Raw genomic sequence first — 25304 nt, forward strand, 5'->3', positions numbered from 1 at the left:
GCCCCGCCCGGCGCCCTACCCGGTGGGAAAGGCAAGGATGAAACGGGTGTCGGGACCGTTCGACTGCACGATCGCTTTGCCGCCGTGCAGGTTCAAGATGGCGCTGACGATGGACAGGCCCAGTCCCGTCGAGCCTTCCGCATCGCTGCGGGCGCTGTCGGCGCGGTAGAAGCGGTCGAACAAATGGTCCAGGTGCTCGCGTGGAATCGCCGCGCCCACGTTGCTCACGCTCAGCTCCAGCATGCCGGGGCGCGGTTCGGCATGCAGCCTGATGGTGCTGCCCGCATCCGCATGGCGCACCGCGTTCGAGACCAGGTTGGCCAGTGCCCGCCGCACCAGCGCCGGATCGGCGGCGAAGCGCCCCTCCCCGCTGCATTCCAGGCGCAGGCCGCGTTCCTCGGCCATGCCCTCGAAGAAATCCGCCACCCGCTCCAGCTCATCCAGCGCCACCAGCGGCTGGCGCGCCAGCACCACCTCGTCCTGGCCGGCGCGGGCGAGGAACAGCATGCTCTCGATCATGCGCGCCAGGCGCTCGAGCTCCTCGATGTTCGAGGCCAGCAGGGTTTCATATTCTTCCCGGCTGCGGCCCTGCCCGAGCGCGACCTGGCTTTGTCCGATCATGTTCGTCACCGGCGTCCTGAACTCGTGCGCCAGGTCGGCCGAGAAGCCGGACAGGCGCGCATAGCCATCCTGCAGGCGTTGCAGCATGGCGTTGAAGGCATCGATCAGCGGCCGCAGCTCGGACGGCGCAGCGCCGATGTCGAGGCGTTGCGCCAGGGTGCCCGGCTTGATGAGGGCCGCATGCTCGGCGACCGTGCGCAGGGGCCGCAGGCCGCGGCGCAGCATCAGGGCCGCCAGCGCGGCAGCCAGCAGGGCGCCGACCGCGCAGGCGGCCAGGATACGGGCGCGGTAGCGCGCGAACATGGCGGTGCGTTCGGCATAGGCGCGCGCCACCACCACCGTCACCTGATTCGCGCCCAGGCGCGCGCTGCCCGCGACCACCCGGCCGGGCGTGCCGTCCTGCGCCGTCCAGCCGGCGATGGCGTCGCGGCCCGGCGCCGGCCCGGCCTCCGGCGGCACGGGATAGCGCTCGCCACGCGGGTTGATGTCGGCCAGCACCGCACCGCCCGGCGCGACGATGCGCACCAGCGAGTTCTCCTGGCCGCTCATGGTGTCGCGGAAAAAATCGGGCTGCGCCGCCAGCAGTTCGGCCGCGCCCGGACGACCGAGCACGATCTGCACCTGGCGCAGCTTGCCCAGCAATTGCAGGTCGTCGCGGCGCGCGATCTCGGCCACGAAGGCGCGGTACAGGTAGATGCCCAGGCCCGCCGCGGTCAGCGCGACGATCAGCACGAAGGCGAGCGTCACGCGCAGGGTCAGGGAATGGCGCCAGGAGGGTTTCATGCCGGGGCCTGCGCCTCGCAGACGTAGCCCATGCCGCGCCGCGTATGGATCAGTTTCTGCGTGAAGGGGTCGTCGATCTTGCGCCGCAGGCGGCGCACGGCGGCATCGATGACGTTGGTATCGCTGTCGAAGTTCATGTCCCAGACCTGGGACGCGATCAGGGCGCGCGACAGCACCTGGCCCTGGCGCCGCGCCAGCAGGTGCAGCAGCGCGAACTCCTGGGCCGTGAGCGCGATGGTCTCGGCGCCGCGCCGCACGCGGCGGCGCAGCACGTCGATTTCGAGGTCGGCGATGCGGATCAGTTCTTCCTCGCGCACCGGCCCGCGCCGCAGCAGGGTGCGGATACGCGCCACCAGCTCGACAAAAGCGAAAGGCTTGACCAGGTAATCGTCGGCGCCCAGTTCCAGCCCGCGCACGCGGTCCTCGACCTCGTCGCGCGCCGTCAGGAACAGCACCGGGATCTGTTCGGTATCCGGGTCGGCGCGCAGGGCTTCCAGTACCTGCCAGCCGTCCATGCGCGGCAGCATCACGTCCAGCACCACCAGCTCGATCTCTTCCTCGCGGGCGATGGCCAGGCCGTCGCGTCCATTGCGCGCGAGCCGCACCGCAAAGCCCGACTCGGCCAGGCCGCGCTGGAGGTAATCGCCGGTCTTCGGCTCGTCTTCGATCACGAGAATGCTCATAAGCGCATTCTATGCCGAAGGGATGCGCCCAAACATGACGAAACTGTCATCTGGCGGTCAGCCTGGCGTCGGCAGGCGCATGACAAGATGGCGGCCATCCCATGTCGAAGGAAGACCATGTCCAGAAATCTCATCTTGCTTCTCGCAGCGCTGGCCGCGGCCCCGGCCGGCGCACAGCTGCGCCAGCAGCCGGCACTCGGCCTGGAAGCGGCCAAGCGCCTGGCGGAGCGCGCCATCCAGTCCTGCCGCAGTGAAGGCCGCGCGATCGTCGTGGCCGTGGTCGACCAGGGCGGCAACCTGGTGGTCGTGCAGCGCGACGACGGCGTCGGTCCGCACAATACCGAGGCCAGCCGGCGCAAGGCGTATACCGCGCTGTCGACGCGCAAGCCGACGCTGCTGCTGGCACGCGACGCGCAGTCCGCCCCGGACACCCGCAACCTGGCCACCCTGCCCGAACTCCTGCTGCTCGGCGGGGGCGTACCGCTGCTGGCGCACAAGCAGGTCGTCGGCGCCATCGGCGTGGCCGGCGGCGGCGGGCCGCTGAACGACCATGCCTGCGCGGAGCGCGCCATCGGCGCCGTGCCCGAGCTCGACCAACCCATCCCTTGAATATTGTTGCCTTAACTTAGGAGAACGCCATGCAAACCATCCACCGACTCGCCCTCGCCAGCCTGCTGGGCTTTGCCAGCATCGCGGCAAGCGCCGCGCAGAATCCGCTCAGCGTCCACGTGCTCGACCTGCAGAGCGGCCAGCCAACGGCAGGCATCGAAGTCACGCTGGAACAGCGCGCAGGCATCGGGTGGCGCGAACTGGCGCGCGGCGTCACCAACGAGCAGGGACGCATCCCTGCCCTGTATCCGGAAAATAAACCGATGCCGGCGGCCGACTACCGCATCGTGTTCAAGACCGGCGAGCACTACAAGCGCAAGGGGCAGCCCAGCTTCTTCCCCCAGATTCCGGTCGAGTTCACCGTGGATGCGCCCACGCAGCATTACCACGTCCCGCTGCTGCTGAGCCCCTTCGGCTACTCGACCTACCGGGGTAATTGAGGATTACAGCTCGCCGTAGGAGTGCAGTCCCGACAGGAACATGTTCACGCCCAGGAAGGCGAAGGTCGTCACCAGGAGGCCCACCACCGACCACCAGGCCGCCACGCGGCCGCGCAGGCCCGACATGAGGCGCATGTGCAGCCAGGCCGCGTAGTTGAGCCAGACGATCAGGGCCCAGGTTTCCTTCGGGTCCCAGGACCAGTAGCCGCCCCAGGCTTCGGCCGCCCACAGGGCGCCGAGGATGGTGGCGACGGTGAAGAAGGCGAAGCCGACCGAGATCGACTTGTACATCACGTCGTCCAGCACGTCCAGGCTTGGCAGGCGGTCGGCCAGGATGCCGTGGGATTTGAGCAGGTAGGCGCAGCCGACCATCGCGGCCAGCGCGAAGGTGCCGTAGCCGATGAAGTTGGCCGGCACGTGGATCTTCATCCACCAGCTCTGCAGGGCCGGCACCAGCGGCTGGATCTGGGCGGCGTCGCGCGACACCGTGTACCACAGCAGGAAGGCCACCGCGGCCGCGATGATCAGGAGCACGAAGGGGCCCAGCTGGCGGGTCGCGTAGCGGCCTTCGTAGTAGAGGTAGAACAGCGCGGTGATGATGGCGAACAGGATGAACACTTCATACAGGTTCGATACCGGGATGTGGCCGACGTCGGGGCCCATCAGGTAGGACTCGTACCAGCGCACCATCATGCCGACCGAACCGAGCACTACGCCGGCCCAGCACAGCTTGCTGCCGACCGAACCGCCGAATTCCGAGCGGCCGGCCAGGCCGATCCAGTAGAACACGGTCGAGAACACGAACAGTGCGCTCATCCACAGGATGGCGGACTGGCTCGACAGCATGTACTTCAGGAAGAATTTCTGGTTCGCCGCATCGATGGCGCCGCCGTACATGGAAATCGCCCACAGCGACAGCACCGCCACCAGCGGCAGCAGCCAGCGCATCGGCTTCCAGTACCAGCCCAGCAGCGCGAAGGTGGGCGCGGTGAGCACCAGGATCACCTGCTCGTAGATGTCCATGTGGTGGGCGTAGCGGTTCAGCGCGAACAGCGCCCCCACCAGGAGAGCAGCGCCGTACAGCCAGTCGATCGCGTTCAGGCTGCGGAAGAAGCCCGGCTCCGGGGAATAGGCCTTGGGCTGGCCGGCTTGCGACAGTTCCATCTTGGTCTCCTTGCCGCGGGCTCAGGCCGGCTGCGGCAGTTTCACTTTCAAATCGTCGAATTCGCGCTCGAAGTCGAGCGTCTTGCGCTGGGTGCTCATGGCCATCAGCGCATGCGCGCCATGCTCGGTATCGCGCACCCACACCCACATGCGCCGTTCACGAATATAAAACATTGCGAACACGCCCGCTACCAGCAGCAGGCAGCCGAGGTAGACGATGTTCTTGCCCGGCGAACGGGTCAGCTGCAGCACCGAGGCTTTCACTTCGGTGAACTCGTCCAGCTGCAGGTAGACCGGGGCGCCGTAGAACACGCTGTCCGACAGCGCATTGGTGGCCAGCTGCAGGAAGCGACCGTTGGCCTCGCTCGCCTCGATGGCCGGCAGACCGGCGCGTGCGTTGGCGGCCTGCCACAGCTCCCACAGGGCGCCGTTGAGCATCTTCATGAAGATGTTGGCCGCCTTTTCCTGCTCGGCCTGCGGAATCTTTTCCAGGAACTGCGACACGCCGATGAAGCCGCCGCGCCCCCCGTTCTCGCCGGCGAAGATGGCCAGCGTACGCGCCGCGGACTCTTCCAGCTGGCCGCCCAGGCCCGCCTGCTGTTCCGGCGCCAGCGCACGCGCCGCGTAGCGCCGGGCCGCATCCTGCCGCAGCGAAGCGTCGGCCAGCGCCGCGCGCAGGCGCATCCAGGTGCGCACGCTGTAGTCGGCATCCGCCGGAATGCGCAGGAAGCTGAAGTTTTCCTGCGGATTGTTGCGCACGCCGGCCAGGTAGACCTGGGCGCCGTCGAGCGTGAGCGGCTGCATGTAGTTCATGAACTCGCGCGCCTGGCCGGTCTTGTCGCGCAGCTTGTACTGCACGCTCGGGCCGACGTTCTTCAGGTCCTTGGCATGGTCGGTCCTGGCCGCCGAGCCGGAGGCCTTGCCGAGCGTGGCGCTGAGCTGCTCGTTGAAGGAGGTGTTCTTCGCCACCGCACGGGCATCCTGGTTGGCCGCGATGTTCTCGACGTTGAAGGGACGGAAGCCCGACCATTCCACCGACCAGGTCTCGTCGCCCTGCTTGAGCTCGGTGCTGGAGCCCACCGTGCCTTCGATCTGGAAGGCCTTGTCGGCCGTGCCGCTCATCGGGAAGCCGGTGAGCTTGAGCTTGCTGCCGCCGTCGTCGAAGCTCGATTGGTAGACGGCGATGCCCTTGTAGATCAGCGGGTGGTTGACTCTGATGGAAGCCGGGAAGGTCTTGCCGGTTTCATGGTCGCGCACCGTGACGTCGCTGGCGAACAGCTTGGGCATGCCGGTCGAGTAGAAATCGATGTGGAATTTCTCCAGCTTGATCGAGAACGGCAGTTCTTGCACCAGCACGCCGGAGGCCTGCGGCAGCAGGGCCGTATCGCTGGTCTGGCCTTCGGCGATCAGGGTATTGCCGCGAAAGGTCGGGTTCGAAATGCCGAGGCGGTGCTGGGCCGGGATGTCGGCGATCACGCCGCTGCCGCCGAACGGCGTCTTGCCGAAGAACCACTGCTGGAACTTGACCGGCATCTCCGAGTCGAGCATGCCGCCCAGCAGGATCACGATGATGGCGGTGTGCGCGAAGATGTAGCCGAACTTGTTGCCGGCGCCCTTCTTCGCCGCCACCAGCATGCCGCCATCCTTTTCGACCAGCTTGACCGCGTAGCCGGCGTGGCGCAGGCGTTCGGCGGTCTGGGCGGCAAGAAGGGTGCGGGCCACCGGCGCGGTCCACTCAAGCTTGTGGTGGAAGTTGCGCAGCGATTCCTCGCGCACGTGCTCGCGCCAGCTGCGCATGTCGCGCACCATCTTCGGCGCATTGCGCACCACGCACAGGGCGGTGGACACGATCAGGAAGACCAGGATCAGCAGGAACCACCAGCTCGTGTACACGTTGTACAGGCCGAGTTTGGCGAACACCTCGAACCAGAACGGGCCGAACTGGTTTACGTAGTTCGGCATCGGCTCGTTCTGCTTGAGGACGGTGCCGATGACCGAGGCGATGGCGACGATCGTGAGCAGGCTGATGGCGAAGCGCATCGACGACACCAGCTCGACCGCTTCGGCGAACCCGCGGCGGCGGGTGTTCAGTTCAATTCCGGTGGTACTCATGTTCTATCTTCTACAGCGCCCAGGAAACCGGGCAAACCTGCCGAGCATACAGCAAAAAGGGCAGCCAGCTCAGCGCCGCCGCCCCTTCTTTTTTTATATCCTGGCGCTGCTTATTTCAGGCCCGCGATATAGTCGGACACCGCCTTCATTTCTTCCGGCGACATGCGCTGTGCCAGCGTGGTCATCTGGACACTGTTCTTGCGGGTGCCGGTCTTGAAGGCGTCCAGCTGGGCATAGGTGTAGTCTTGGTGCTGGCCCGACAGGCGCGGGTACTGGGCCGGAATGCCGCTGCCGGTGGCGCCGTGGCAGCTGGCGCAGGCGGCGACGCCCTTCTCGGCGATGCCGCCGCGGTAGATCTTGCGGCCCAGCTCGACGGTGTCCTTGTTCTTGGCGGCGCCCGGCTTGGCCTTCTGGGTGGCGAGGTAGGCAGCGATGTTGCGCTTCTCATCCTCGGTCAGCATCTTGGCGTAGGTCGTCATGACCGGGTTCTGGCGGTTCGGGGTGGTGAAATCGACCAGCTGCTTGTGGGTATAGGCGTCGATCTGGCCGGCCAGCTTGGGGTTGGCGACGATGGTCGAGTTGCCGGCGGCGCCGTGGCAGGACATGCAGGCCGGCAGGCCGCGCGCGGCATCGCCCGCATCGTAGAGGGTTCCGCCCTTGGCCGGGTCGGCCTTGGCGACGGCGGTTTGCGGCGCCGCAGAGGCACTACCGCACAGGACCAGGCTTGCAACCAACAAGGACTTCAAAAGCGGAAACGTCAAACGATTCATACAAGCACCCTGAAAAAGTCAAAAACAGATTTTGGAATTTACAGTGAAACAGTGCAGCGGCCTTACTGGCGCTCCCCCGGGGCGGAGCATGGTTCAACCCCTTATTGTACAATAGCTTTGTTTCCCTATCGCCATTTCGTTGTCATTTAAACCTTCCCCTTATGTCCAAACTTTGGCAGGCCCGGTTCTTCACGACCGTTAACCAGTTGCGCGACCTTCCCGGCACCCATGTGCCCGAAATCGCCTTCGCCGGGCGCTCGAACGCGGGCAAATCCACGGCGATCAACATCCTCACCAACCAGAAGGGCCTGGCGTTCGCCTCGAAGACCCCTGGCCGCACCCAGCACATCAATTACTTCTCGATCGGCGGCGCCCACGTGGCCCAGCACCGCAAGGACCCGACCATCGTCGAAGAGATCCGCGCCCTGCTGGTCGACCTGCCGGGCTACGGCTATGCCGAAGTGTCGGGCACGGCCAAGCTGCACTGGCAGAAGCTGCTGGGCGACTACGTCCAGCGCCGCGAGCAATTGGCCGCGCTGGTGCTCATCATGGACTCGCGCCGCCCCTTCACCGACCTCGACGTGCAGATGCTGGAATGGTTCGCCCCGACCGGCAAGCCGATCCACTGCATCCTGACCAAGGCCGACAAGCTCAACCAGAACGAAAAGACCAACGCCCTGCGCCAGGCGCAGAAGATCCTCGACAGCTACGTCGACGAAGACGGCGAAGGCTTCCCCTTCACGGTACAGCTGTTCTCGGCGCTCAAGCGCATCGGCATCGAGGAGGCGGACGCCAAGATCCTCGAGCTGCTGGGACTCGATCGCGAGGACGCGGACCTGGACGACGCTGACGAAGATTCGGATTCGGAATAATCCCGGCCCCACCGGGACAACCTTGGAACTGACATGACCATCATCACTCCCGCCACCTATCCTGCTGCCCGCATGCGCCGCATGCGCCGCGACCCGTTCTCGCGCGCCCTGATGCGCGAAAACGTCGTCACCGCCTCCGACCTGATCTACCCGGTCTTCATCCTCGAGGGCGAGAACCAGCGCCAGCAGGTGGCCTCGATGCCGGGCGTGGAGCGGGTGTCGGTGGACCTGCTCTTGACGGTGGCCGAGGAATGCGTGGCGCTGGGCATCCCGATGCTGGCGCTGTTCCCGGTGGTCGATGCCTCGCTCAAGACCTATGACGGCGTCGAGGCGACCAATCCGGAAGGCCTGGTGCCGCGCGCCGTGCGCGAGCTGAAGCGCCGCTTCCCGGAACTGGGCATCATGACCGACGTCGCCCTCGATCCCTACACCACCCACGGCCAGGACGGCCTGCCGGACGAGAACGGCTACATCGTCAACGAGAAGACTATCGAGATGCTGATCCGCCAGTCGCTGGCGCAGGCCGAGGCCGGCGTGGACGTGGTGGCGCCCTCGGACATGATGGACGGCAGGATCGGAGCAATTCGCGGTGCGCTCGAACAGAACGGCCACATCCACACCCGCATCATGGCCTACTCGGCCAAGTATGCATCGAGCTTCTACGGCCCGTTCCGCGACGCGGTCGGATCAAGCGCCAACCTGGGCAAGGCGGACAAGAACACCTACCAGATGGATCCGGGCAACAGCGACGAAGCGCTGCGCGAAGTGGCGCTCGACCTGGCCGAAGGCGCCGACATGGTGATGGTCAAGCCGGGCATGCCCTACCTCGACGTGGTGCGCCGCGTGAAGGACGAGTTCAAGGTGCCGACCTTTGCCTACCAGGTCAGCGGCGAGTACGCGATGCTGAAGGCGGCGGCCCAGAACGGCTGGCTGGACCATGACAAGGTCATGATGGAATCGATGATGGCCTTCAAGCGCGCCGGCGCCGACGGCGTGCTGACCTATTTTGCGCTGGACGTGGCGCGCAAGCTCAAGGGCTGAGCAAGCCCCTGTCACGAAGAAACCGCGCCGCGTGTGAACCGGGCGCGGTTTTTTATTGCCTGGCGCCTCTGCCCGCTCAGTAGGCTTCGATGCTCACCGCCACCAGCTCCACCGCGTCGCCATGGACCTTGTCGTGGTGCTGATGGTCGTGCCCCTGCTCGTGGCAATCCGGCCCGCACATCGGCACGACGCGCAGCCGGATCTTGCCGTCCGCCGGCGGCAACTGGCGCAGCTTCTCGCTCAGCGGCAGGCTGTAGGTCAACGCGCCGTGGGCGCCGCGGTGGCCGAACATCATGATGGTGGCCAGGTAGTGGGGGCTGGACGCGTCCACGTGCGACAGGTCGTCCGGTCCGTTCAGGATCACCATGAAGGCGTCGTGCGACATCTGCGGGAAGTTCAGGGTGACGTTCGCCACCAGTACTTGCCCGGCCGTCCGCGCCGCCTCGATCGTCGCGCCGGGCAGGTGCGCCACCGCGCTGGCCGGTGCCGCTTCGGACACCTCGCGCCGCTGCGCGCTGCCGACGACGCGCGCGCGCCTGCCGTTCTGGCTGGCGACGGCATACCTGGGAATCAGATCCTCTCCGGAGCCGGGCTCGTAGTCGTAGCCGAAGGGCGTCATCCAGGCATAGTCCCCGGCCCGGGTCTGGCTCACGGGCTGGCCCTTGGCATTGACGAAGAACAGCAGCGGATCGCGTGCCCAGCGGTAGTAGTCGCTGGCCCGTTCCGCCGCGGATTTCTGCTCGTCCGGCAGGTCGGTGCGCAGCTCGTGGCCGGCCGGCAGGAAAGGCAGGCCGAGCTGCATCTGCTTGCGCGTCCACACGTCCCACAGGCGGTCCATGTTGCCGTGGTGCAGGAAGAAAATCGGGTCGACCGGCGACAGCATGTCGGTCATGAAACCGCGCGCCTCGACGAAATTGCAGTCGCGCGAACCGACGCAGCGGTGGATCGAATTGTGCGGGCGGGCTTCCAGGATGCCGAAACCGGCGCTGGTGTGGTGGTTCGATGTCTTGGCGCTGCCGAAGGCGATGAAGTCGGGCGCCGCCAGCGCCGCCTGGATGGTGGCGGGCGAAACGGCATCCGCCGTGGCCAGCGAGAAGCCCGGCTGCTCGCGCCGGATGCCGCGCGCGCCCGGCTGGTCGAAGAACATGCCGCCGCGTGGATCCGTCACCATGTCGAACAGCAGGTCCGGCTCGAAACGGATGCGGCGCGACAGCAGCTGGCCGAGCTGGCTGCGCCCATCGAAGCCGCTGCCGGGCAGCGACCAGTAGCCGGCGCCCGCGATCACGCCCGTGATCATGCGCTCGAAATCCTGGCGGCCGGCCAGGTAGGCCGGGTGGTTGGGATCGAGCACGTCGTCGAACATGTCGTCGGGCACCTGCTGGTCCACGGTCCAGTCCCAGTACGGCAGGGCGAAATGCGGGTCGCCGCTCAGCTCGCGGCAAATCTGTTCGAACCAGCCGAGGTAGGCGCGGTGCCACGGCAGGAACCACCAGTTGCCGTGCGGGCAGTCCATCGTGTGGACGATGGCCTGGCGATACCAGTTGCGCGGGTCCTCGGGCGGCAGCGCCAGCATGGCGCGCACGGCCTTGGCATAGCTCTTGAGCATACGCTTGCCATGCTTGCCGGTCGCATTGTAGCGGCGGTAGCGACGCTGCTTGTCGTCTGCCAGGGCCATGCCGAACGGCAGCATGCCGGCGCAAAGGCCGAGGCCGGCCGTCTTCAGGACTGCGCGGCGCGACTGCTTGAATACCTCGTGGTGCTTGTCGGTCATAAGTGCTCTCCGTCGATGTGAAGAACAATGTCTGGACTTAATTTGTCCAGGCAAATCGATGCGTGTCCGGATCGGACAGGCATGACCTCAGCCTAAACGGTCCACCGAGGGGAGCGTATGGGCAAGAACAAGCTCATCAGTAAGGGATTGCGCGGGATCGAGACAGTTTCCCACGTGCAGGCAAGAAGGGCGGGATACGCATGTCCCCGCCCGGGTTCAACGCCACTGCGGTGGCGGCTTGTATTCCGGGAACATTTCCTTGAACAGGAAGGTCATCAGCTGGTCGGTATCCTGCGGGCGCGCGCTCAGCTTGACGATGCGTCCGAGACGGTGCGAATCCCACTCGAAGTCCCCGGTCTTTTCGCGGCGGATCAGCTCGATCATCTTCTTGACCACGGCGATCTCGATGTCGGGCTCGCTGCCCTGCTCGACCGTCACCTGCGTCAGCCAGCGGCGCTGGAAGTTCGGGTTCCAGCCGCGGAACTTCAGGTCCATGCTGTGGAAGGTCTTGTTCGACACCGAGAACACGCCGCCGCTCTCGTTGCGATCTTCGCGGCCGCGGCCATTGATGGCGGCGATATTGGCCAGCGCATTGCGCATACCCTTGGCCGATTCGCTTTCCTCGGCCGACGGCTGCTCGCTGCCGGTCGCGGCGCCGCGCTGGCGGCGCTTGGCGTTGATGAAGTCCTGCATGTCGACGGGCTTCTGCTCGTCGAACTTCTGCGGCGGTTTGGTTTCTTTAACAGGCTCTTCCGGCGGGGTCGTGATCGTGTCCGGCAGGCGCGCGATCTCGATGCGCTCCTGCTTCGGCACCGGAATGGACGGCATGGGCAAAGGCTTGGGAGCCTGTTGGCGCGGCGCCTCCGCCTCTTTTTGTTGCATCGGTGCGACGTAGACCACCTTGCCCTCGTCGCCGGAGGCCGGCTTGGCCTGTTTCGCGTCCTTGTCGGGCTGGAACAGCCAGATCACGACCAGCAGGACGTGCAGCAGGATCGTGCCGACCAGCGCCGGACGGTTCGGTCCCTGGCGGCCATACGTGAGCACGGGCCGGCCCTGCATCGGCAAGGGCTGGCCGCAGTGCGTGCACACGTCGCTGTGCTCGTCGTAGATGTGGGAATGGTCACGCAAGGTCGAACGGGTTCCTGATCGGCGTCTATCAATACTGCGAGAGCCGCAGTCTAACCGTTTTGCGCCGCCCGCGCACTTTGGAAGTACTTAAAGAGCAACACAACTTCCCTGGGAATCCCTTGAAGGATGTTACGAGATGTTTCAGACCGCCGGAAACCGGCAGGCGGATCGCTCCGCCTGCCGCTCGCCATCAGTGTGCAGCTTCCAGCTTGGCCAGCTGGCGGTCCGTCATCGGACCGGTGCCGCTGTACTTGTCGAGGTAGAGGTAGATCACCGGGGTGATGTAGAGCGTGATCACCTGCGAGAAGATCAGGCCGCCGACCACGGCCAGGCCCAGCGGCTGGCGCAGCTCGGCGCCGGCGCCGATGCCCAGCGCGATCGGCAGCGCGCCCATCATCGCGGCCAGCGTGGTCATCAGGATCGGACGGAAGCGCAGGATGCAGGCCTCGCGGATCGCCTCCTGCGGCTTCATGCCGCCGTTGCGCTGGGCGTCGAGGGCGAAGTCGATCATCATGATCGCGTTCTTCTTCACGATACCGATCAGCATCAGGATACCGATCATGGCGATCAGGGTCAGGTCCATATCGAACATCCATAGCGTCAGCAAGGCCCCCACCGCCGCGGACGGCAGGCCGGCCAGGATGGTGATCGGGTGGATGTAGCTCTCGTACAGCACGCCCAGCAGCACGTAGATCACGCCGATGGCGGTGATGATCAGGATCAGCTGGCTCGACTGGGTGTCCTTGAACACGGCTGCGTCACCGCCGTAATTGGTGATGATCGAGGCCGGCAGCTTCATGTCGCGGCCCATCTGCTCGATGGCGGCGGTGGCGTCGCCCAGCGGCACGCCCGGGGCCAGGTTGAAGGACAGCGTGATCGCCTGCAGCTGGCCCTGGTGGTTGACCGCCAGCGGGCCGACCGTGCGCTTGACGGTGGCGAAGCTGGACAGCTTGACCAGGTCGCCGTTCTTGGAACGCACCGAAACGCGCGACAGCGCTTCGTCGTAGTAGCGGTCGGCGGCCGCCGCCTCCAGGATCACGTAGTAGCTGGCCGCGGTCGAGTAGATGGTCGAGACCTGGCGTTCACCAAAAGAAGCGTACAGCACCGTGCGGATGTCGGCCATCTCCACGCCCAGTAGCGCGGCCTTGTCGCGGTCGATGTCGATGGTGGCCTGCAGCGCCTTGTTCTGCGAGTCGCTGGTGACGTCGCGGAAGCGCTGGTCGGCGCGCATGCGCTCGAGGAACTGCTCGGCCCAGCCGCCGATCTCGCCGCCCGACACGCTCTGCAGCGTGTACTGGTAGCGGCTCTTGGACTGGCGTCCGCCCAGCTGCAGGTTCTGCACCGGCGACATGAATACCTGCACGCCGGCGACCTGGCGGGTGGCCTTGCGCAGGGCGTCGACCACTTCCGACATCGGCGGGCGTTCGCTGCGGGGTTTGAGCACCAGGAACATGCGGCCGGTATTGCCGCCGCCGGTGAACGAGGTCACGTCCTTCACGTGCGGGTTGGCGCGCACGATGTCCACCACCTGGGCCTGCAGCTTCTGCAGGGCCACCGAGGAGGTGTCTTCCGAGGCCTCGACGGTCACGCGCAGCTGGCCGATGTCTTCTTCAGGGAAGAAGCCCTTCGGCATGGTCATGTACAGCACGGCGGTCAGCACGAAGGTGCCGAGCGCCAGCATCAGCACCAGGAAGCGGTGGCGCAGCGCCATGTCCAGGGTGCGGGCATAGCCGTCGCGCACGTTGGTGAACATCGCTTCGAAGCGGCGGCCGACCCAGGACATTTCTTTCGGATCGACGTGGCCGCCATGCTTGATCAGGCGCGAGCACAGCATCGGCACCAGGGTCAGCGAGACCACGGCCGAGACCAGCACGGCGAGACCGACGATCACGGCGAACTCGCGGAACAGCAGGCCGATCACGCCCGGCATGAAGAAGATCGGGATGAACACCGCCACCAGCGAGATCGAGATCGAGATGATGGTGAAGCCCATCTCGCGCGAGCCGATCAGGGCCGCCTGCATCGGCTTCTTGCCCATCTCCATGTGGCGCACGATGTTTTCCAGCACCACGATAGCGTCGTCGACCACCAGGCCGACCGCCAGCGTGATGCCGAGCAGCGAGATGTTGTCGAGGCTGTAGCCGAAGGCGTACAGCAGGGACAGCGCTCCCAGCAGCGAGATCGGCACGGTGACGGCCGGGATGAAGGTCGCGGTCAGGCGGTGCAGGAACAGGAAGATCACCAGGATGACCAGCACCACGGTGCCGGCCAGGGTCAGGTTGACGTCGTGGATCGCCTCACGGATCGAGTCCGAGCGGTCGTTGACCAGGTGAATCTTGATCGACTGCGGCAGCTGGGTTTCGAAACGCGGCATCAGCGCGCGCACCGAGTCGACCACCTGCACGGTGTTGGCGTTGGGCTGGCGCTGCACCATCAGCACGATCGAGCGTTCGCCGTTCAGGCTGCCGGTAGCCTTGACCGACTGGTAGCTGTCCTCGACCTGGGCGATGTCGCGCAGGCGCACCGGCAGGCCGTCGCGGGTGGCGACGATCAGGCCGGCGAAGTCGGCGGCGCGCATCAGCTGGCCGCCGCCCTGGATGGTCAGGGTCTGGGTCGGGCCGTCCAGGATGCCGAGCGGGGTGATCGAGTTGGCCGAACGCAGCGCGGTGGCCAGTTCCGACATCGAGATATTGCGGGCGCTCATCAGGTCATGCTGGGCGCGTACCCGCACCGCGAAGCGCTTGCCGCCGTTGACCGTCACCTGGGCGATGCCGGGCAGGGTCGAGATCGCCGGCGAGACCAGGTTCTCCGCGTAATCGTTCAGCTCCGACAAGTCCATGGACGGCGAAGTCATGTGCATGAACAGGATCGGGGAATCGGCCGGGTTGATCTTGCGGTAGGACGGCAGGTCGGTCATCTCCTGCGGCAACTGGCGCTGGACCTGCAGCAGCGCGGCCTGCACGTCGACGGCGGCTTCGTTGACGTCGATCGATTCGTCGAACTCGAGCGTCAGCGAGGTGTTGCCCTGCGTGTTCGTCGAGCTGATCATCTTGATGCCGGCGATGGTCGCGAACTGCTTTTCCAGCGGCAGCGCGACCGACGAGGCCATGTTCTCCGGGCTGGCGCCCGGCAGGTTGGCGTTGACGTTGATGACCGGCGTGTTATAGCTCGGCAGCGCCGCGACCGGGATGTGCATGTAGGCCAGGACGCCGACCAGCACCAGGCTGATCGACATCAGCACCACCATCACGGGACGGCGGATACACAGTTCGGACAGGTTCATGCCTTGTCACCCTTCTGTGCGGCCGGCATCGCTGCGTTCGACGCGGCTGCATCCTGGGACTTGGCGCCAGCCGGACGCACCTTGCCGCCCGGACGCAGGTTCTGCTTGCCTTCGGTGATGACCTTCTCGTTGCCGGTCAGGCCAGTCACGGCAGCATACTCGCCGAAGCCGTGCAGGCGCGCCACCTTGACCTGTTTCGCCTCGTTACCCTCGCCCACCACGTACACGAAGGTGCCCTGGGTGCTGGTGATGATGGCGTTCTGCGGGATCACGACGGCGTCGCGGATGGTCTGCGTGGTGACGCGGGTGGTCACGTACTGGCCCGGCCACAGCATCGAGTCCGGGTTGGCGAACTGGGCCTTCACGCGGATGGTGCCGGCGGCCGGGTCGACCGCGTTGTCCACGAACTTCAGCTCGCCGGTGACCGGCTTGCCCTCGGGACCGGTGCTGGCCTGCACCGCCACCTTGCCGGCGCGCTGGGCCGCCAGCAGCGCGCCGAGGCTTGACTCGGGCATGTTGAAGGAGACGTCGATCGGATCGAGCTGGGTGATGGTCGTCAGAGACGTGGACGGCTGCACCAGGGCGCCCGGATGGATGTCGATGGCGCCGACGCGGCCCGACATCGGGGCGCGGATGGTGGTGTAGCTGGCGCTGACCTGGCTGGCACGGGCCGCCGCGGCATTGCTTTGCACCAGCGCACGTGCTGCCTCGACTTGGCTCTTCAGGGAGTCGACCGCGCTCTGGGACAGGAAATTCTGGGCGGCGAGTTCCTGGCTGCGCTTGTACTGGCGCTCCAGGTCGGCCAGGGTGGCGCGGTTCTGCGCCACTTGCGCCTCGGCGCGGGCGACGTTGGCGCGGTCGGCGCGGTCGTCGAGCGAGAACATGACCTGGCCTTCCTTGACGAACTGGCCTTCGCGGATGTGGACCTGGCGGATGGTGGCGGTAGTCTGCGGGTGCAGGTCGACGGTGCGCACCGGGGTCACGGTGCCGTTCGCGGACAGTTCCACGCCGACGTCCTGGCGCTGCGGCGCCACCACGTTCACGGTGGTCGGCGGCATGCCGCCCCTGGCGCCCGGGCCCTTGCCGCCCTGGCCGTTGTCGGCGTGGGCGCCGTCACCCTTGTTCAGGTACCAGGCGCCGGCGACGGCCAGCGCCACGACACCCACGATGAATCCCGCATTCTTCTTTTTCATGTTCGTCCCTTGCCGCCAGTCCCTGCGGCTCTTTCTCTTGTGTTATGCGCGCGTGCAAAAAAAAGTCGCGGTGCTGCATTCTCGCACGCTCTTGTTTCAGGATTGTGTATCCGCCATGTTGTAATCACAACCTTGCGCTGGTTTTGTCCCTTATTTGTTCGGGTAATACTCCGGCAGTACCAGGGTCACTTCCAGGCCGCCTTCCGGATGGTTGGCCAGCGCGATGCTGCCGCCATGCTGTTCGGCGATGTTGCGGGCGATGGTCAGGCCCAGGCCGGTGCCGCCCGACTCGCGCGAACGCGAGGTTTCGACGCGGTAGAACGGATCGAACACCCGGCCCAGCTCGCCCGCCGGGATGCCGGGGCCGCTGTCGCGGATGCGGATGCGCGCCGCGCCGTTGATGCGGTCCACGCAGACGCGCACGTCGCGGCCGTACTTCACCGCGTTGTCGATCAGGTTGCCGAGGCAGCGGCGCAGGTCCAGCGGCCGGCCCAGCAGGGCCATGCCGGCCTGCCCCTTCAGCGTCACCTGCTGTCCGGCGTCGACGGCGTCGGCGCACACCGCTTCCAGCAGCGAGTCGAGGTCCAGCATCTGCATGTTCTCGGTGGTGTCCATGCTGCGCGCCAGCACCAGGCCTTCGCGCACCATGGCCTGCATGGCCGACAGGTCGCCGATCAGGCGTTCCTGCAGTTCCGCGTTCTGCACCTTTTCGAGGCGCAGGCGCATGCGCGTCAGCGGCGTCTGCAGGTCATGCGTGATCGCCGCCAGCATCTGGGTACGCTGGAAGATGTACTGGCGGATCCGCGCCTGCATGGCGTTGAAGGCGGCGCTGGCCTGGCGGATCTCGCTGGCGCCGCTCAAGGAGAGCGGCGGGCGGTTGATGTCGTGGCCCAGGTCCTGAGCGGCCCGCGCCAGCACCTTCAGCGGGCGGGTGGTCATGCGCGCCACCACGTAGGCAAGCGCGGCGATGCTGAACAGGAACAGGCCGATGGTGGTGCGGTAATCGGTTTCGGGACCGGTGAAGGCCGAGCGCGGCGGCAGCACCGACAGGCGCAGTTCTTCGCCGTCGCGCAGGCGCACGTTCAGGGTTTCGCAGGCGCCATGCCACTGGGTGCGGATCAGGCCGTAGAGCACGGCCTGCTGGTGCGGCATGTCGCACGAAGCCGGCCGGTTGGCCGCCGAGCTGATGCCGTAGCCGTCGCCCAGGCGCGCCGCCAGCGAGCGCGCGAACCAGCTCTGCGACGCCGCCAGCGGCTGGAGATTGCCGACTTCCAGGCGCAGGCCCGGGCGGTTCGCCACCGACAGGTAGACCGAGCGTGCCGAGGCCGGCACGATTTCGGTCGCCATCACCAGTTGTTCGGCGCGTTCGAGCAGGTGCTGGTCGCGCTGCTGTTCGATGACGCGCTGGCGCTCGAGGTCGGCTGCCAGCTGGGTCAGTGCCGCGGAAATCAGGATACCGAGCAGGAGCGTGATGAACACGCGTCCGGTCATCGATCCGAAGAAGGCTTTCACGCAGGCGGCTCCACGGTCACCTGCCCGGCCAGCACGTAACCGCCGTTACGCACGGTCTTGATGATCTGTGGCATGCGCGCATCCTCGCCCAGCTTCTGGCGCAGGCGGCTGATCTGGATGTCGATCGAGCGGTCGAAGGGGTCGGCGTCGCGGCCCTGGGTCAGGTTGAGCAGCTGGTCGCGGTTGAGCACGCGATTGGGGTGCTCCAGGAACACGCGCAGCAGGCGGAACTCGGCGCCCGACAGCATGATGACCACACCCTGCGGATTGACCAGGTGGCGCGCGGTCAGGTCCAGGGTCCAGCCGGAGAAGCGCATCTGCTGCACGTTCTCGGACGGGGCATTCGAGGGCATCGCGTGCGAACGGCGCAGCACGCTGCGGATGCGGGCCAGCAGCTCGCGCGGCTCGAAGGGTTTCGGCAGGTAGTCGTCGGCGCCCATCTCGAGGCCGAGGATGCGGTCGAGCGGCTCGTTGCGGGCGGTCAGCATGATGACCGGCAGGCTGGAGGTGGCGCGCAGCTTGCGGCACAGGGTCAGGCCGTCGTCGCCCGGCATGTTCAGGTCGAGCACGATCAGGTCGGGGCGCGCGTCGTCGAGCGCCTTCCACATACCGGTGCCGTCGGCTGCCGAAATGGTGCGGTAGCCGTTCGATTCCAGGTAGTCGGCGAGCAGGGTGCGGATGTCGCGGTCGTCGTCAACAATCAAAATCGTAGAGGGATTATCCATAGCCTCAATTATCCGCATCTAAGCCAAGCTTGGACACCGTTTTTGTATCGGCTTGTATATGCCGATGAGCGCGAAACATATTGATACAAAGTATCGGACAGGGGAAATCCCACGGTTACACTTGTTGGCCATGATGGGAACCGTGCAGCGAGCAGTCCGGAAGCGAAGATGCACACCAACCTGCCTCTCACACAAAGGAAAACACCATGAACACCGTCCGCAAAAACATCGTGATCGTCCTGGCTGCCTTCGGTATCGCCGGCGCCTCGCTCGGCGTCCAGGCGCAGACCACCGCCCCGCTCGAGGGCCGCCATGCCCACGCCATGAGCAAGGAGCAGCGCGAGGCCAAGCGCGCCGAATTCCGCGCCTTGAGCCCGGAGCAGCGCCAGGCCAAGATGGACGAGTTCCGCGCCAAGCGCGCCGAGATGCGTGCCGCCCGCCAGGCCAAGCTGGCCGAATCGCTGAAGCTGACCCCGGCCCAGCAGCCGGTGTGGCAGGCCTTCGTGGCCAGCATGACGCCGCCGCAAAAGGGTGAGCGTGCCGGCCAACGCCTGAACAAGGAACAGCGCACCGCCCTGACCGCGCCGCAGCGCCTGGAACGCCGCATCGCCCTGCAGAAGGAGCGCACCGCGCGCATGGAAGCCCGCCTGTCGGCCCTGAACAGCCTGTATGCGGCCTTGAGCCCGGAACAGCGCAAGGTCTTCGACGAGCAGCAGCAGCGCCGCGGCGGCCGTCACCACGGCGGCCATGGCAAGATGATGCGCGGCTGAGCACCTGCATCGACGTAAAAAAGACGCCCTCGGGCGTCTTTTTTGTTCAGCTCACGGCAGCTTGGCCAGGGAATTCAAGAACTTCTTTGCATCCTGGTAGCCGATCACCCGGCTATCGGGAATCTCCTGCCCATCCGGCCCGAACAGGATGATGCCCGGCGGCCCGAACAGCTTGAAGCGCTTCAGCATCGCCTTGTCTTCCGCATCATTGGCGGTCACGTCGACCTGCAGCAGGATCGTATTGGCCAGCTTCGCCTGCACCGCCGGGTCGACGAAGGTCAGCTTCTCCATCTCCTTGCAGGACACGCACCAGTCGGCATAGAAATCCAGCATCACGGTCCTGCCGCCGGCGCTCAGCAGCTCGCGGTCGAGGTCCTGCACCGTCTTGATGCGCTTGAACACCAGGCCCTGGTGCGCCCCGCCCGTCAGGTGCGCCAGCGGCGCCAGCGCGTCGCGGCCGCCGGTGGCGGCGCCGACCAGCTGCACGCCCCCCAGCACAGCAAACGCGGCGCCCGCTGCCATCGAGGCCCAGTGGCGGTGCTTGCGCAAGAGATAAAAGCCATAGCCGAACAGCAGCGCGGCCCAGCCCAGCATCTGCACGATGGGCGGCAGCACCGGCGACACCAGCCACAGGGCCATCGCCAGCATCAGCACGCCGAACAGGCGCTTGACCGACTCCATCCAGGCGCCCGCACGCGGCAGCAGCGAGCCGGCCGAGACGCCCACCAGCAGCAGCGGAATGCTCATCCCGACCGCCATCGCGAACAGGGCCGCGCCGCCGATCACCACGTCGCGGGTCTGGCTGATGTAGACCAGGGCGCCGGCCAGCGGCGCGGCGACGCAGGGTCCGACGATCAGGGCCGAGATGGCGCCCATGGCGAACACCCCGGCAAGCTTGCCGCCCGACTGGCGGCCGGCAGTGTTGGCAAGCCGGGTCTGCAGCGCGGCCGGCATCTGCAGTTCGTAGAAGCCGAACATCGACATCGCCATCGCCACGATCAGGAGGGCAAACGCGCCCAGCACCCACGGATTCTGCAAGGCGGCGGCCAGGCCCTCCCCTGCCAGGCCGGCGGCCACGCCAAGCAGCGTATAGACGATGGCCATGCCGAGCGAGTACGTCGCCGACAGGATGAAACCGCGCGAACGGCCGGCCTGGCGTCCTTCACCGACGATGATCGAGGACAGGATCGGCACCATCGGCAGCACGCAGGGCGTGAAGGCCAGGCCCAGGCCGAGCAGGACGAAGGCGGGGACGATGGCCAGCAGGCGCCCGCCCTCGAGGATGCCGGCGATACCGGCCATGTCGGACGGCTGGGCGGCAGCTGCGGGCGCGGCTTCTGCAGGCGGCGCCTGGACAGGAATTGCCGGCGCCGCATCCATGGCGGGAGCCGGCGACAAGGGCGCGGTCGACATCTGGGGCGCATTCGCGCCGATCGGCAATGCCGGCGCGGCGCCGCCGGCGCCCGCCGACAGCTGCGCGCTGTGCTCCTGCGGCGGATAGCACAGGCCGGCGTCGGCGCAACCCTGGCTGGCGGCCGTCAGGGTGAACGGACCGCTGCCCTCGACCGGAATGCGGATCACCAGGTCGCTCTTGTAGGTCTCGACATCCTTCTGGAAGGTCTCGTCGTACTTCACCTTCCCGGGCGGGATCTCGGGCGTGCCGAGCTTCGCTCCGGCAGCGCGGAAGGCGAAGCGCTCGCGGTACATGTAGTAGCCCTCGGCGATCTGGTAGCGCACTTCGAGGGTTTGCGGGTCGGCCATGCGCGCCTCGAAACGGAAGGCGATCGCGGGATCGAGGAAGTCGTCGGCGGCGCGTGCGCTCCCGGCACCTGCCATCAAGATCGAAAACAGGCTCAGGCAGGCAAGGAGGATGCGGGCGAAGCGGTGCAGCGAATGGAACATGGTGTTGGATGAGTTGTTTCAGCGCACCGGCATGGTACACCGGGCCGCCGCACCCTGCTCGGACCACGATACTGCAGGCGAAAAAAAAACCAGGCACGGGGCCTGGTTTTTTAGTCGTCGCGGAAGGCGATTACTCGGCGGTCGGTGCTTCTTCAGCCGAGGTGACTTCCGGACGGTCCAGCAGTTCGACGTACGCCATCGGCGCGTTGTCGCCCACGCGGAAACCCATTTTCAGGATGCGCAGGTAGCCGCCGTTACGGTTGGCGTAACGTGGGCCGAGTTCAGCGAACAGCTTCTGCACCATTTCGCGGTCGCGCAGGCGGGCGAATGCCAGGCGCTTGTTGGCCAGGGTGTCGGTCTTGCCCAGGGTCAGGATCGGTTCGATGACGCGACGCAGTTCCTTGGCTTTCGGCACGGTGGTCTTGATGGCTTCATGACGCAGCAGCGAGACGGTCATGTTGCGCAGCATTGCCAGGCGGTGGGACGAGGTACGGTTCAGCTTACGGAGGCCGTGACGGTGACGCATGGTACTTCCTTTCGAGTGTTTAATGTCCAGTTCTTCGATCGTTCATGCCGGAGCATGACCGCGGACCGGTTCTAGGGGTTTAAAACTGCCCGGACAACATTGTCCGGGCAGGTACAGCAATTACTTCTCGAGACCAGCCGGCGGCCAGTTTTCCAGCTTCATGCCCAGGGTCAGGCCACGGGATGCCAGCACTTCCTTGATCTCGTTCAGCGACTTGCGGCCCAGGTTCGGGGTCTTCAGCAGTTCGTTTTCCGAACGCTGGATCAGGTCGCCGATGTAGTAGATGTTCTCGGCCTTCAGGCAGTTTGCCGAACGGACGGTCAGTTCCAGGTCGTCCACCGGACGCAGCAGGATCGGATCGACCAGCGGAGCGCGCGACGGTGCTTCGGCGGCGGCTTCGGTGCCTTCCAGGGCGGCGAACACGTTCAGCTGGTCAACCAGGACGCGTGCCGACTGGCGGATCGCTTCTTCCGGGGTGATGACGCCGTTGGTTTCGATGTTGATGATCAGCTTGTCCAGGTCGGTACGCTGTTCGACACGGGCCGATTCCACGGCGTAGGACACGCGACGGACCGGCGAGAACGATGCGTCCAGGATGATGCGGCCGATGGTCTTGTTGGTGTCTTCCGACAGGCGGCGCACGTTACCAGGAACGTAGCCACGGCCCTTCTCGACCTTGATCTGCATGTCCAGCTTGCCGCCGGCGGTCAGGTGAGCGATCACGTGATCCGGGTTGATCAGTTCCACGTCATGCGGCAGGTCGATGTCCGAAGCCAGCACGGCGCCTTCGCCTTCCTTCTTCAGGGTCAGGGTGACGGAATCACGGTTGTGGACCTTGAAGACCACGCCCTTCAGGTTCAGCAGCAGGTCGACGACGTCTTCCTGCACGCCGTCCAGCGACGAGTACTCGTGCACGACACCGGCGATCGTCACTTCGGTCGGCGCGTAGCCGATCATCGACGACAGCAGCACGCGGCGCAGCGCGTTGCCCAGGGTGTGGCCATAACCACGCTCGAACGGCTCCATCACGACTTTCGCGTGACCAGGAGCGATTGCTTCGACATCGATGATACGTGGTTTCAACAGACTGTTTTGCATGAAATGTCCTTTTCAATACCCTCGGCTCGTTACACCGATAAGGCTGATGGCATTAATAGAAAGCGCCTGCTCGACGAGCAGGCGGTGATACGAATTCGGATGCGAAGGAAGGACAGGAATCGAAATCCGCTGCGGTGCCAAGCCGTGCTTGCTGCGCCCGCACTGCCCCGCCATCGCCCCCGCATGCGCGGGGTTTGGCGACAAGGGGACGGCAAGCCGTCCCCAGTCGTCATTAACGCGAGTACAGTTCGACGATCAGCGCTTCGTTGACGTCGGCAGCGATCTCGTTACGCTCGGGGAACGAACGGAAGGTGCCTTCGAACTTCTTGGCATCGACCGAGACCCAGCTCGGGAAGCCGACTTGCTCGGCCAGCGACAGGGCTTCAGCGATACGCACTTGCTTCTTGGCCTTTTCGCGCACAGCGATTACGTCGCCGGCCTTGACCTGGTACGAAGCGATGTTCACGACGTTACCGTTGACGGTGAAGGCCTTGTGGCTCACCAGCTGGCGCGCTTCAGCGCGGGTCGAGCCGAAGCCCATGCGGTAGCAGACGTTGTCCAGGCGCGATTCCAGCAGCTTCAGCAGGGTCTCACCGGTGTTGCCCTTGCGGCGCGATGCTTCTGCGAAGTAGCGGCGGAACTGGCGCTCGAGCACGCCGTAGATACGCTTGACCTTCTGCTTTTCACGCAGCTGGTTGCCGTAGTCCGAGGTGCGGGCACCCGACTTGACGCCGTGCTGGCCTGGCTTGACGTCCAGTTTGCACTTCGAGTCGAGCGAGCGACGTGCGCTCTTCAGGAACAGGTCGGTGCCTTCACGGCGCGACAGTTTTGCTTTTGGTCCGATATAACGTGCCACGTTGAATCCTTAAAATAATAATCACGCCCCGGAGGCATCGCATGCGATGCGGCAGGCGCTAGTCCACCGCTCGATTGCGATAGACGTGGCTTGAAAAACCGCCCACCGTGAGAACGGCAGACGACAAGAGCCGGGCAGTATAACCCATTTTTGGGCTACTACACCGGTCAATCTGGTAAAACACAACGGGGCGCAAGGCCCCGTCGTTGGCTTTTCGCGACGCAGGAGAGGGTTTGCACCCTCCCCTACTGCCGAGTCAACGTCGTATTAGATACGACGACGCTTCGGCGGACGGCAGCCGTTGTGCGGAACCGGGGTCACGTCCTGGATTTCGGTGATCTTGATGCCCAGGTTGTTCAGTGCACGCACAGCCGACTCACGGCCAGGGCCTGGGCCCTTGATGCGCACTTCCAGGTTCTTCACGCCCGATTCCTGAGCGACCTTGCCTGCGGCTTCGGCAGCAACCTGCGCTGCGAACGGGGTCGATTTGCGCGAACCCTTGAAGCCGGCGCCGCCGGAGGTTGCCCACGACAGAGCATTGCCCTGACGGTCGGTGATCGTGATGATGGTGTTGTTGAAGGACGCGTGCACGTGGGCGATGCCCTCGGCGACGTTCTTCTTGACTTTCTTGCGTGCGCGGGCTGCTGCTGCGGCTGCGCTGCTCTGTTGCTTGGCCATGGTCGGTTCCTAGATTATTTCTTGAGCGATTGAGCTGCCTTGCGCGGGCCCTTGCGGGTACGAGCATTGGTGCGGGTACGCTGACCGCGCACTGGCAGGCCCTTGCGGTGACGCATGCCGCGGTAGCAGCCCAGGTCCATCAGACGCTTGATGTTCATGGACAGTTCGCGGCGCAGGTCGCCTTCCACGACAAACTTCGCAACTTCGTCGCGCAGCTTCTCGAGTTCGTTATCGTCGAGGTCCTTGACCTTCTTGTTGGTAGCGATGCCGGTTGCGTCGCAGATCTTCTGCGAACGTGGGCGGCCAATACCGTAGATAGCCGTCAGGCCGATCACGGTGTGCTGATGATTTGGGATGTTAACCCCTGCAATACGTGCCATTCGTTATTCCTCGAAATTAACCTTGACGCTGCTTGTGACGCGGCTCGACGCAGATCACACGGACCACGCCCTTGCGCTTGATGATCTTGCAGTTGCGGCAGATCCGCTTGACTGAAGCGTTAACTTTCATTTTGCACTCTCTTCGGTTCGTTTACTTTAATGATTTTTACTTGGTGCGGAACACAATGCGGGCCCGGGACAGGTCATACGGAGTCAGTTCCACCGTTACCTTGTCACCCGGGAGAATGCGGATGTAATTCATGCGCATTTTACCCGAGATATGTCCCAGAACCACGTGCCCGTTTTCCAGCTTCACGCGAAATGTTGCGTTTGGGAGATTCTCCAGAATCTCCCCTTGCATTTGGATGACGTCGTCTTTTGCCATTC

At 65.4% G+C, this 25304-nt stretch carries 24 protein-coding genes; 5 read left to right on the plus strand and 19 right to left on the minus strand.

The genetic code is table 11. The features are described 5' to 3' along the window. Nucleotides 1-15 precede the first annotated feature (15 nt). Together ACK6C6_RS18145 and ACK6C6_RS18150 are read right to left on the minus strand one after the other, a co-directional pair. On the minus strand, nucleotides 16-1404 hold the full coding sequence (locus ACK6C6_RS18145) for a heavy metal sensor histidine kinase (protein ID WP_409268605.1): 1389 nt from the start codon (nucleotides 1402-1404) through the stop codon (nucleotides 16-18). Further along, a complete protein-coding gene (locus tag ACK6C6_RS18150) occupies nucleotides 1401-2087 on the minus strand; it encodes a heavy metal response regulator transcription factor (protein ID WP_209589120.1) in 687 nt (228 codons plus the stop codon). The genes ACK6C6_RS18145 and ACK6C6_RS18150 overlap by 4 nt, the downstream gene beginning before the upstream one ends. Before the next feature lie 117 nt (nucleotides 2088-2204). Between ACK6C6_RS18150 and ACK6C6_RS18155 the strand changes: the two genes are divergently transcribed. Next, complete coding sequence (locus tag ACK6C6_RS18155; protein ID WP_409268607.1) at nucleotides 2205-2696, plus strand: GlcG/HbpS family heme-binding protein; 492 nt, start codon at nucleotides 2205-2207, stop codon at nucleotides 2694-2696. A gap of 29 nt (nucleotides 2697-2725) precedes the next feature. Next, nucleotides 2726-3136, plus strand: coding sequence for a hydroxyisourate hydrolase (gene uraH, locus ACK6C6_RS18160; protein ID WP_409268608.1), 411 nt, complete (start codon nucleotides 2726-2728; stop codon nucleotides 3134-3136). A gap of 3 nt (nucleotides 3137-3139) precedes the next feature. On the opposite strand, the gene ccsB is transcribed toward uraH, so the two are convergent. The 3 genes from ccsB to ACK6C6_RS18175 form a co-directional block, all read right to left on the minus strand. Further along, nucleotides 3140-4300: a c-type cytochrome biogenesis protein CcsB gene (ccsB, locus tag ACK6C6_RS18165; RefSeq protein ID WP_409268610.1), complete on the minus strand. Its 1161-nt coding sequence runs from the start codon at nucleotides 4298-4300 to the stop codon at nucleotides 3140-3142. Between the two features lie 21 nt (nucleotides 4301-4321). Further along, entirely contained in the window at nucleotides 4322-6412 is a 2091-nt protein-coding gene (locus ACK6C6_RS18170) for a cytochrome c biogenesis protein ResB (RefSeq protein WP_409268612.1), read from the minus strand. 110 nt (nucleotides 6413-6522) lie between these two features. After that, nucleotides 6523-7182 (minus strand): cytochrome c, encoded by a 660-nt coding sequence (locus ACK6C6_RS18175; protein WP_209589114.1) that lies wholly within the window; start codon nucleotides 7180-7182, stop codon nucleotides 6523-6525. Between the two features lie 161 nt (nucleotides 7183-7343). On the opposite strand from ACK6C6_RS18175, the gene yihA reads away from it, so the two are divergent. Both yihA and hemB read left to right on the plus strand, forming a co-directional pair. Continuing rightward, entirely contained in the window at nucleotides 7344-8054 is a 711-nt protein-coding gene (gene yihA / locus ACK6C6_RS18180; protein ID WP_409268614.1) for a ribosome biogenesis GTP-binding protein YihA/YsxC, read from the plus strand. Nucleotides 8055-8087: 33 nt separating this feature from the next. Next, on the plus strand, nucleotides 8088-9095 hold the full coding sequence (gene hemB, locus ACK6C6_RS18185) for a porphobilinogen synthase (protein WP_409268615.1): 1008 nt from the start codon (nucleotides 8088-8090) through the stop codon (nucleotides 9093-9095). 76 nt (nucleotides 9096-9171) lie between these two features. Here hemB and ACK6C6_RS18190 read toward each other — a convergent pair whose 3' ends face one another. The 6 genes from ACK6C6_RS18190 to ACK6C6_RS18215 all read right to left on the minus strand — a co-directional run bounded on the left by ACK6C6_RS18190 (nucleotide 9172) and on the right by ACK6C6_RS18215 (nucleotide 18707). After that, a complete protein-coding gene (locus tag ACK6C6_RS18190; protein WP_409268617.1) occupies nucleotides 9172-10866 on the minus strand; it encodes a tyrosinase family protein in 1695 nt (564 codons plus the stop codon). Nucleotides 10867-11082: 216 nt separating this feature from the next. Continuing rightward, nucleotides 11083-11994, minus strand: a complete 912-nt coding sequence (locus tag ACK6C6_RS18195) for a hypothetical protein (RefSeq protein WP_409268618.1) — start codon at nucleotides 11992-11994, stop codon at nucleotides 11083-11085. A gap of 190 nt (nucleotides 11995-12184) precedes the next feature. Further along, nucleotides 12185-15277, minus strand: coding sequence for an efflux RND transporter permease subunit (locus tag ACK6C6_RS18200; protein ID WP_209589105.1), 3093 nt, complete (start codon nucleotides 15275-15277; stop codon nucleotides 12185-12187). Beyond that, a complete protein-coding gene (locus tag ACK6C6_RS18205; protein WP_209589104.1) occupies nucleotides 15274-16470 on the minus strand; it encodes an efflux RND transporter periplasmic adaptor subunit in 1197 nt (398 codons plus the stop codon). Before ACK6C6_RS18205 ends, ACK6C6_RS18200 begins: the two co-directional genes overlap by 4 nt. Before the next feature lie 150 nt (nucleotides 16471-16620). After that, nucleotides 16621-17982, minus strand: a complete 1362-nt coding sequence (locus tag ACK6C6_RS18210; RefSeq protein WP_209589103.1) for an ATP-binding protein — start codon at nucleotides 17980-17982, stop codon at nucleotides 16621-16623. Then, nucleotides 17979-18707 (minus strand): response regulator, encoded by a 729-nt coding sequence (locus ACK6C6_RS18215; protein WP_036208920.1) that lies wholly within the window; start codon nucleotides 18705-18707, stop codon nucleotides 17979-17981. Before ACK6C6_RS18215 ends, ACK6C6_RS18210 begins: the two co-directional genes overlap by 4 nt. A 206-nt stretch (nucleotides 18708-18913) precedes the next feature. On the opposite strand from ACK6C6_RS18215, the gene ACK6C6_RS18220 reads away from it, so the two are divergent. After that, entirely contained in the window at nucleotides 18914-19477 is a 564-nt protein-coding gene (locus ACK6C6_RS18220) for a Spy/CpxP family protein refolding chaperone (RefSeq protein WP_409268620.1), read from the plus strand. Nucleotides 19478-19528: 51 nt separating this feature from the next. Here ACK6C6_RS18220 and dsbD read toward each other — a convergent pair whose 3' ends face one another. The 8 genes from dsbD to infA form a co-directional block, all read right to left on the minus strand. Then, the gene (gene dsbD, locus ACK6C6_RS18225; protein ID WP_409268622.1) at nucleotides 19529-21379 is read right to left on the minus strand and encodes a protein-disulfide reductase DsbD; all 1851 of its coding nucleotides are present in this window, start codon (nucleotides 21377-21379) and stop codon (nucleotides 19529-19531) included. Between the two features lie 130 nt (nucleotides 21380-21509). Beyond that, on the minus strand, nucleotides 21510-21905 hold the full coding sequence (gene rplQ / locus ACK6C6_RS18230) for a 50S ribosomal protein L17 (protein ID WP_005663400.1): 396 nt from the start codon (nucleotides 21903-21905) through the stop codon (nucleotides 21510-21512). A gap of 120 nt (nucleotides 21906-22025) precedes the next feature. Then, complete coding sequence (locus ACK6C6_RS18235) at nucleotides 22026-23003, minus strand: DNA-directed RNA polymerase subunit alpha (RefSeq protein ID WP_027867241.1); 978 nt, start codon at nucleotides 23001-23003, stop codon at nucleotides 22026-22028. 232 nt (nucleotides 23004-23235) lie between these two features. Beyond that, nucleotides 23236-23859: a 30S ribosomal protein S4 gene (gene rpsD, locus ACK6C6_RS18240; protein ID WP_409268624.1), complete on the minus strand. Its 624-nt coding sequence runs from the start codon at nucleotides 23857-23859 to the stop codon at nucleotides 23236-23238. A gap of 267 nt (nucleotides 23860-24126) precedes the next feature. Next, nucleotides 24127-24537 (minus strand): 30S ribosomal protein S11, encoded by a 411-nt coding sequence (gene rpsK / locus ACK6C6_RS18245; RefSeq protein WP_027867243.1) that lies wholly within the window; start codon nucleotides 24535-24537, stop codon nucleotides 24127-24129. Nucleotides 24538-24551: 14 nt separating this feature from the next. Continuing rightward, nucleotides 24552-24917, minus strand: coding sequence for a 30S ribosomal protein S13 (gene rpsM / locus ACK6C6_RS18250; RefSeq protein ID WP_036208931.1), 366 nt, complete (start codon nucleotides 24915-24917; stop codon nucleotides 24552-24554). A gap of 16 nt (nucleotides 24918-24933) precedes the next feature. Continuing rightward, nucleotides 24934-25047 carry a 50S ribosomal protein L36 gene (rpmJ, locus tag ACK6C6_RS18255; RefSeq protein WP_005663407.1) on the minus strand — a complete coding sequence of 38 codons (114 nt, stop codon included), beginning with the start codon at nucleotides 25045-25047 and terminating at the stop codon, nucleotides 24934-24936. A gap of 36 nt (nucleotides 25048-25083) precedes the next feature. After that, the gene (gene infA, locus ACK6C6_RS18260) at nucleotides 25084-25302 is read right to left on the minus strand and encodes a translation initiation factor IF-1 (protein WP_005663428.1); all 219 of its coding nucleotides are present in this window, start codon (nucleotides 25300-25302) and stop codon (nucleotides 25084-25086) included. Nucleotides 25303-25304: the final 2 nt, after the last annotated feature.

Source organism: Massilia sp. BHUDP2, from assembly GCF_046236355.1.
Taxonomy (GTDB): domain Bacteria; phylum Pseudomonadota; class Gammaproteobacteria; order Burkholderiales; family Burkholderiaceae_D; genus Telluria; species Telluria varians.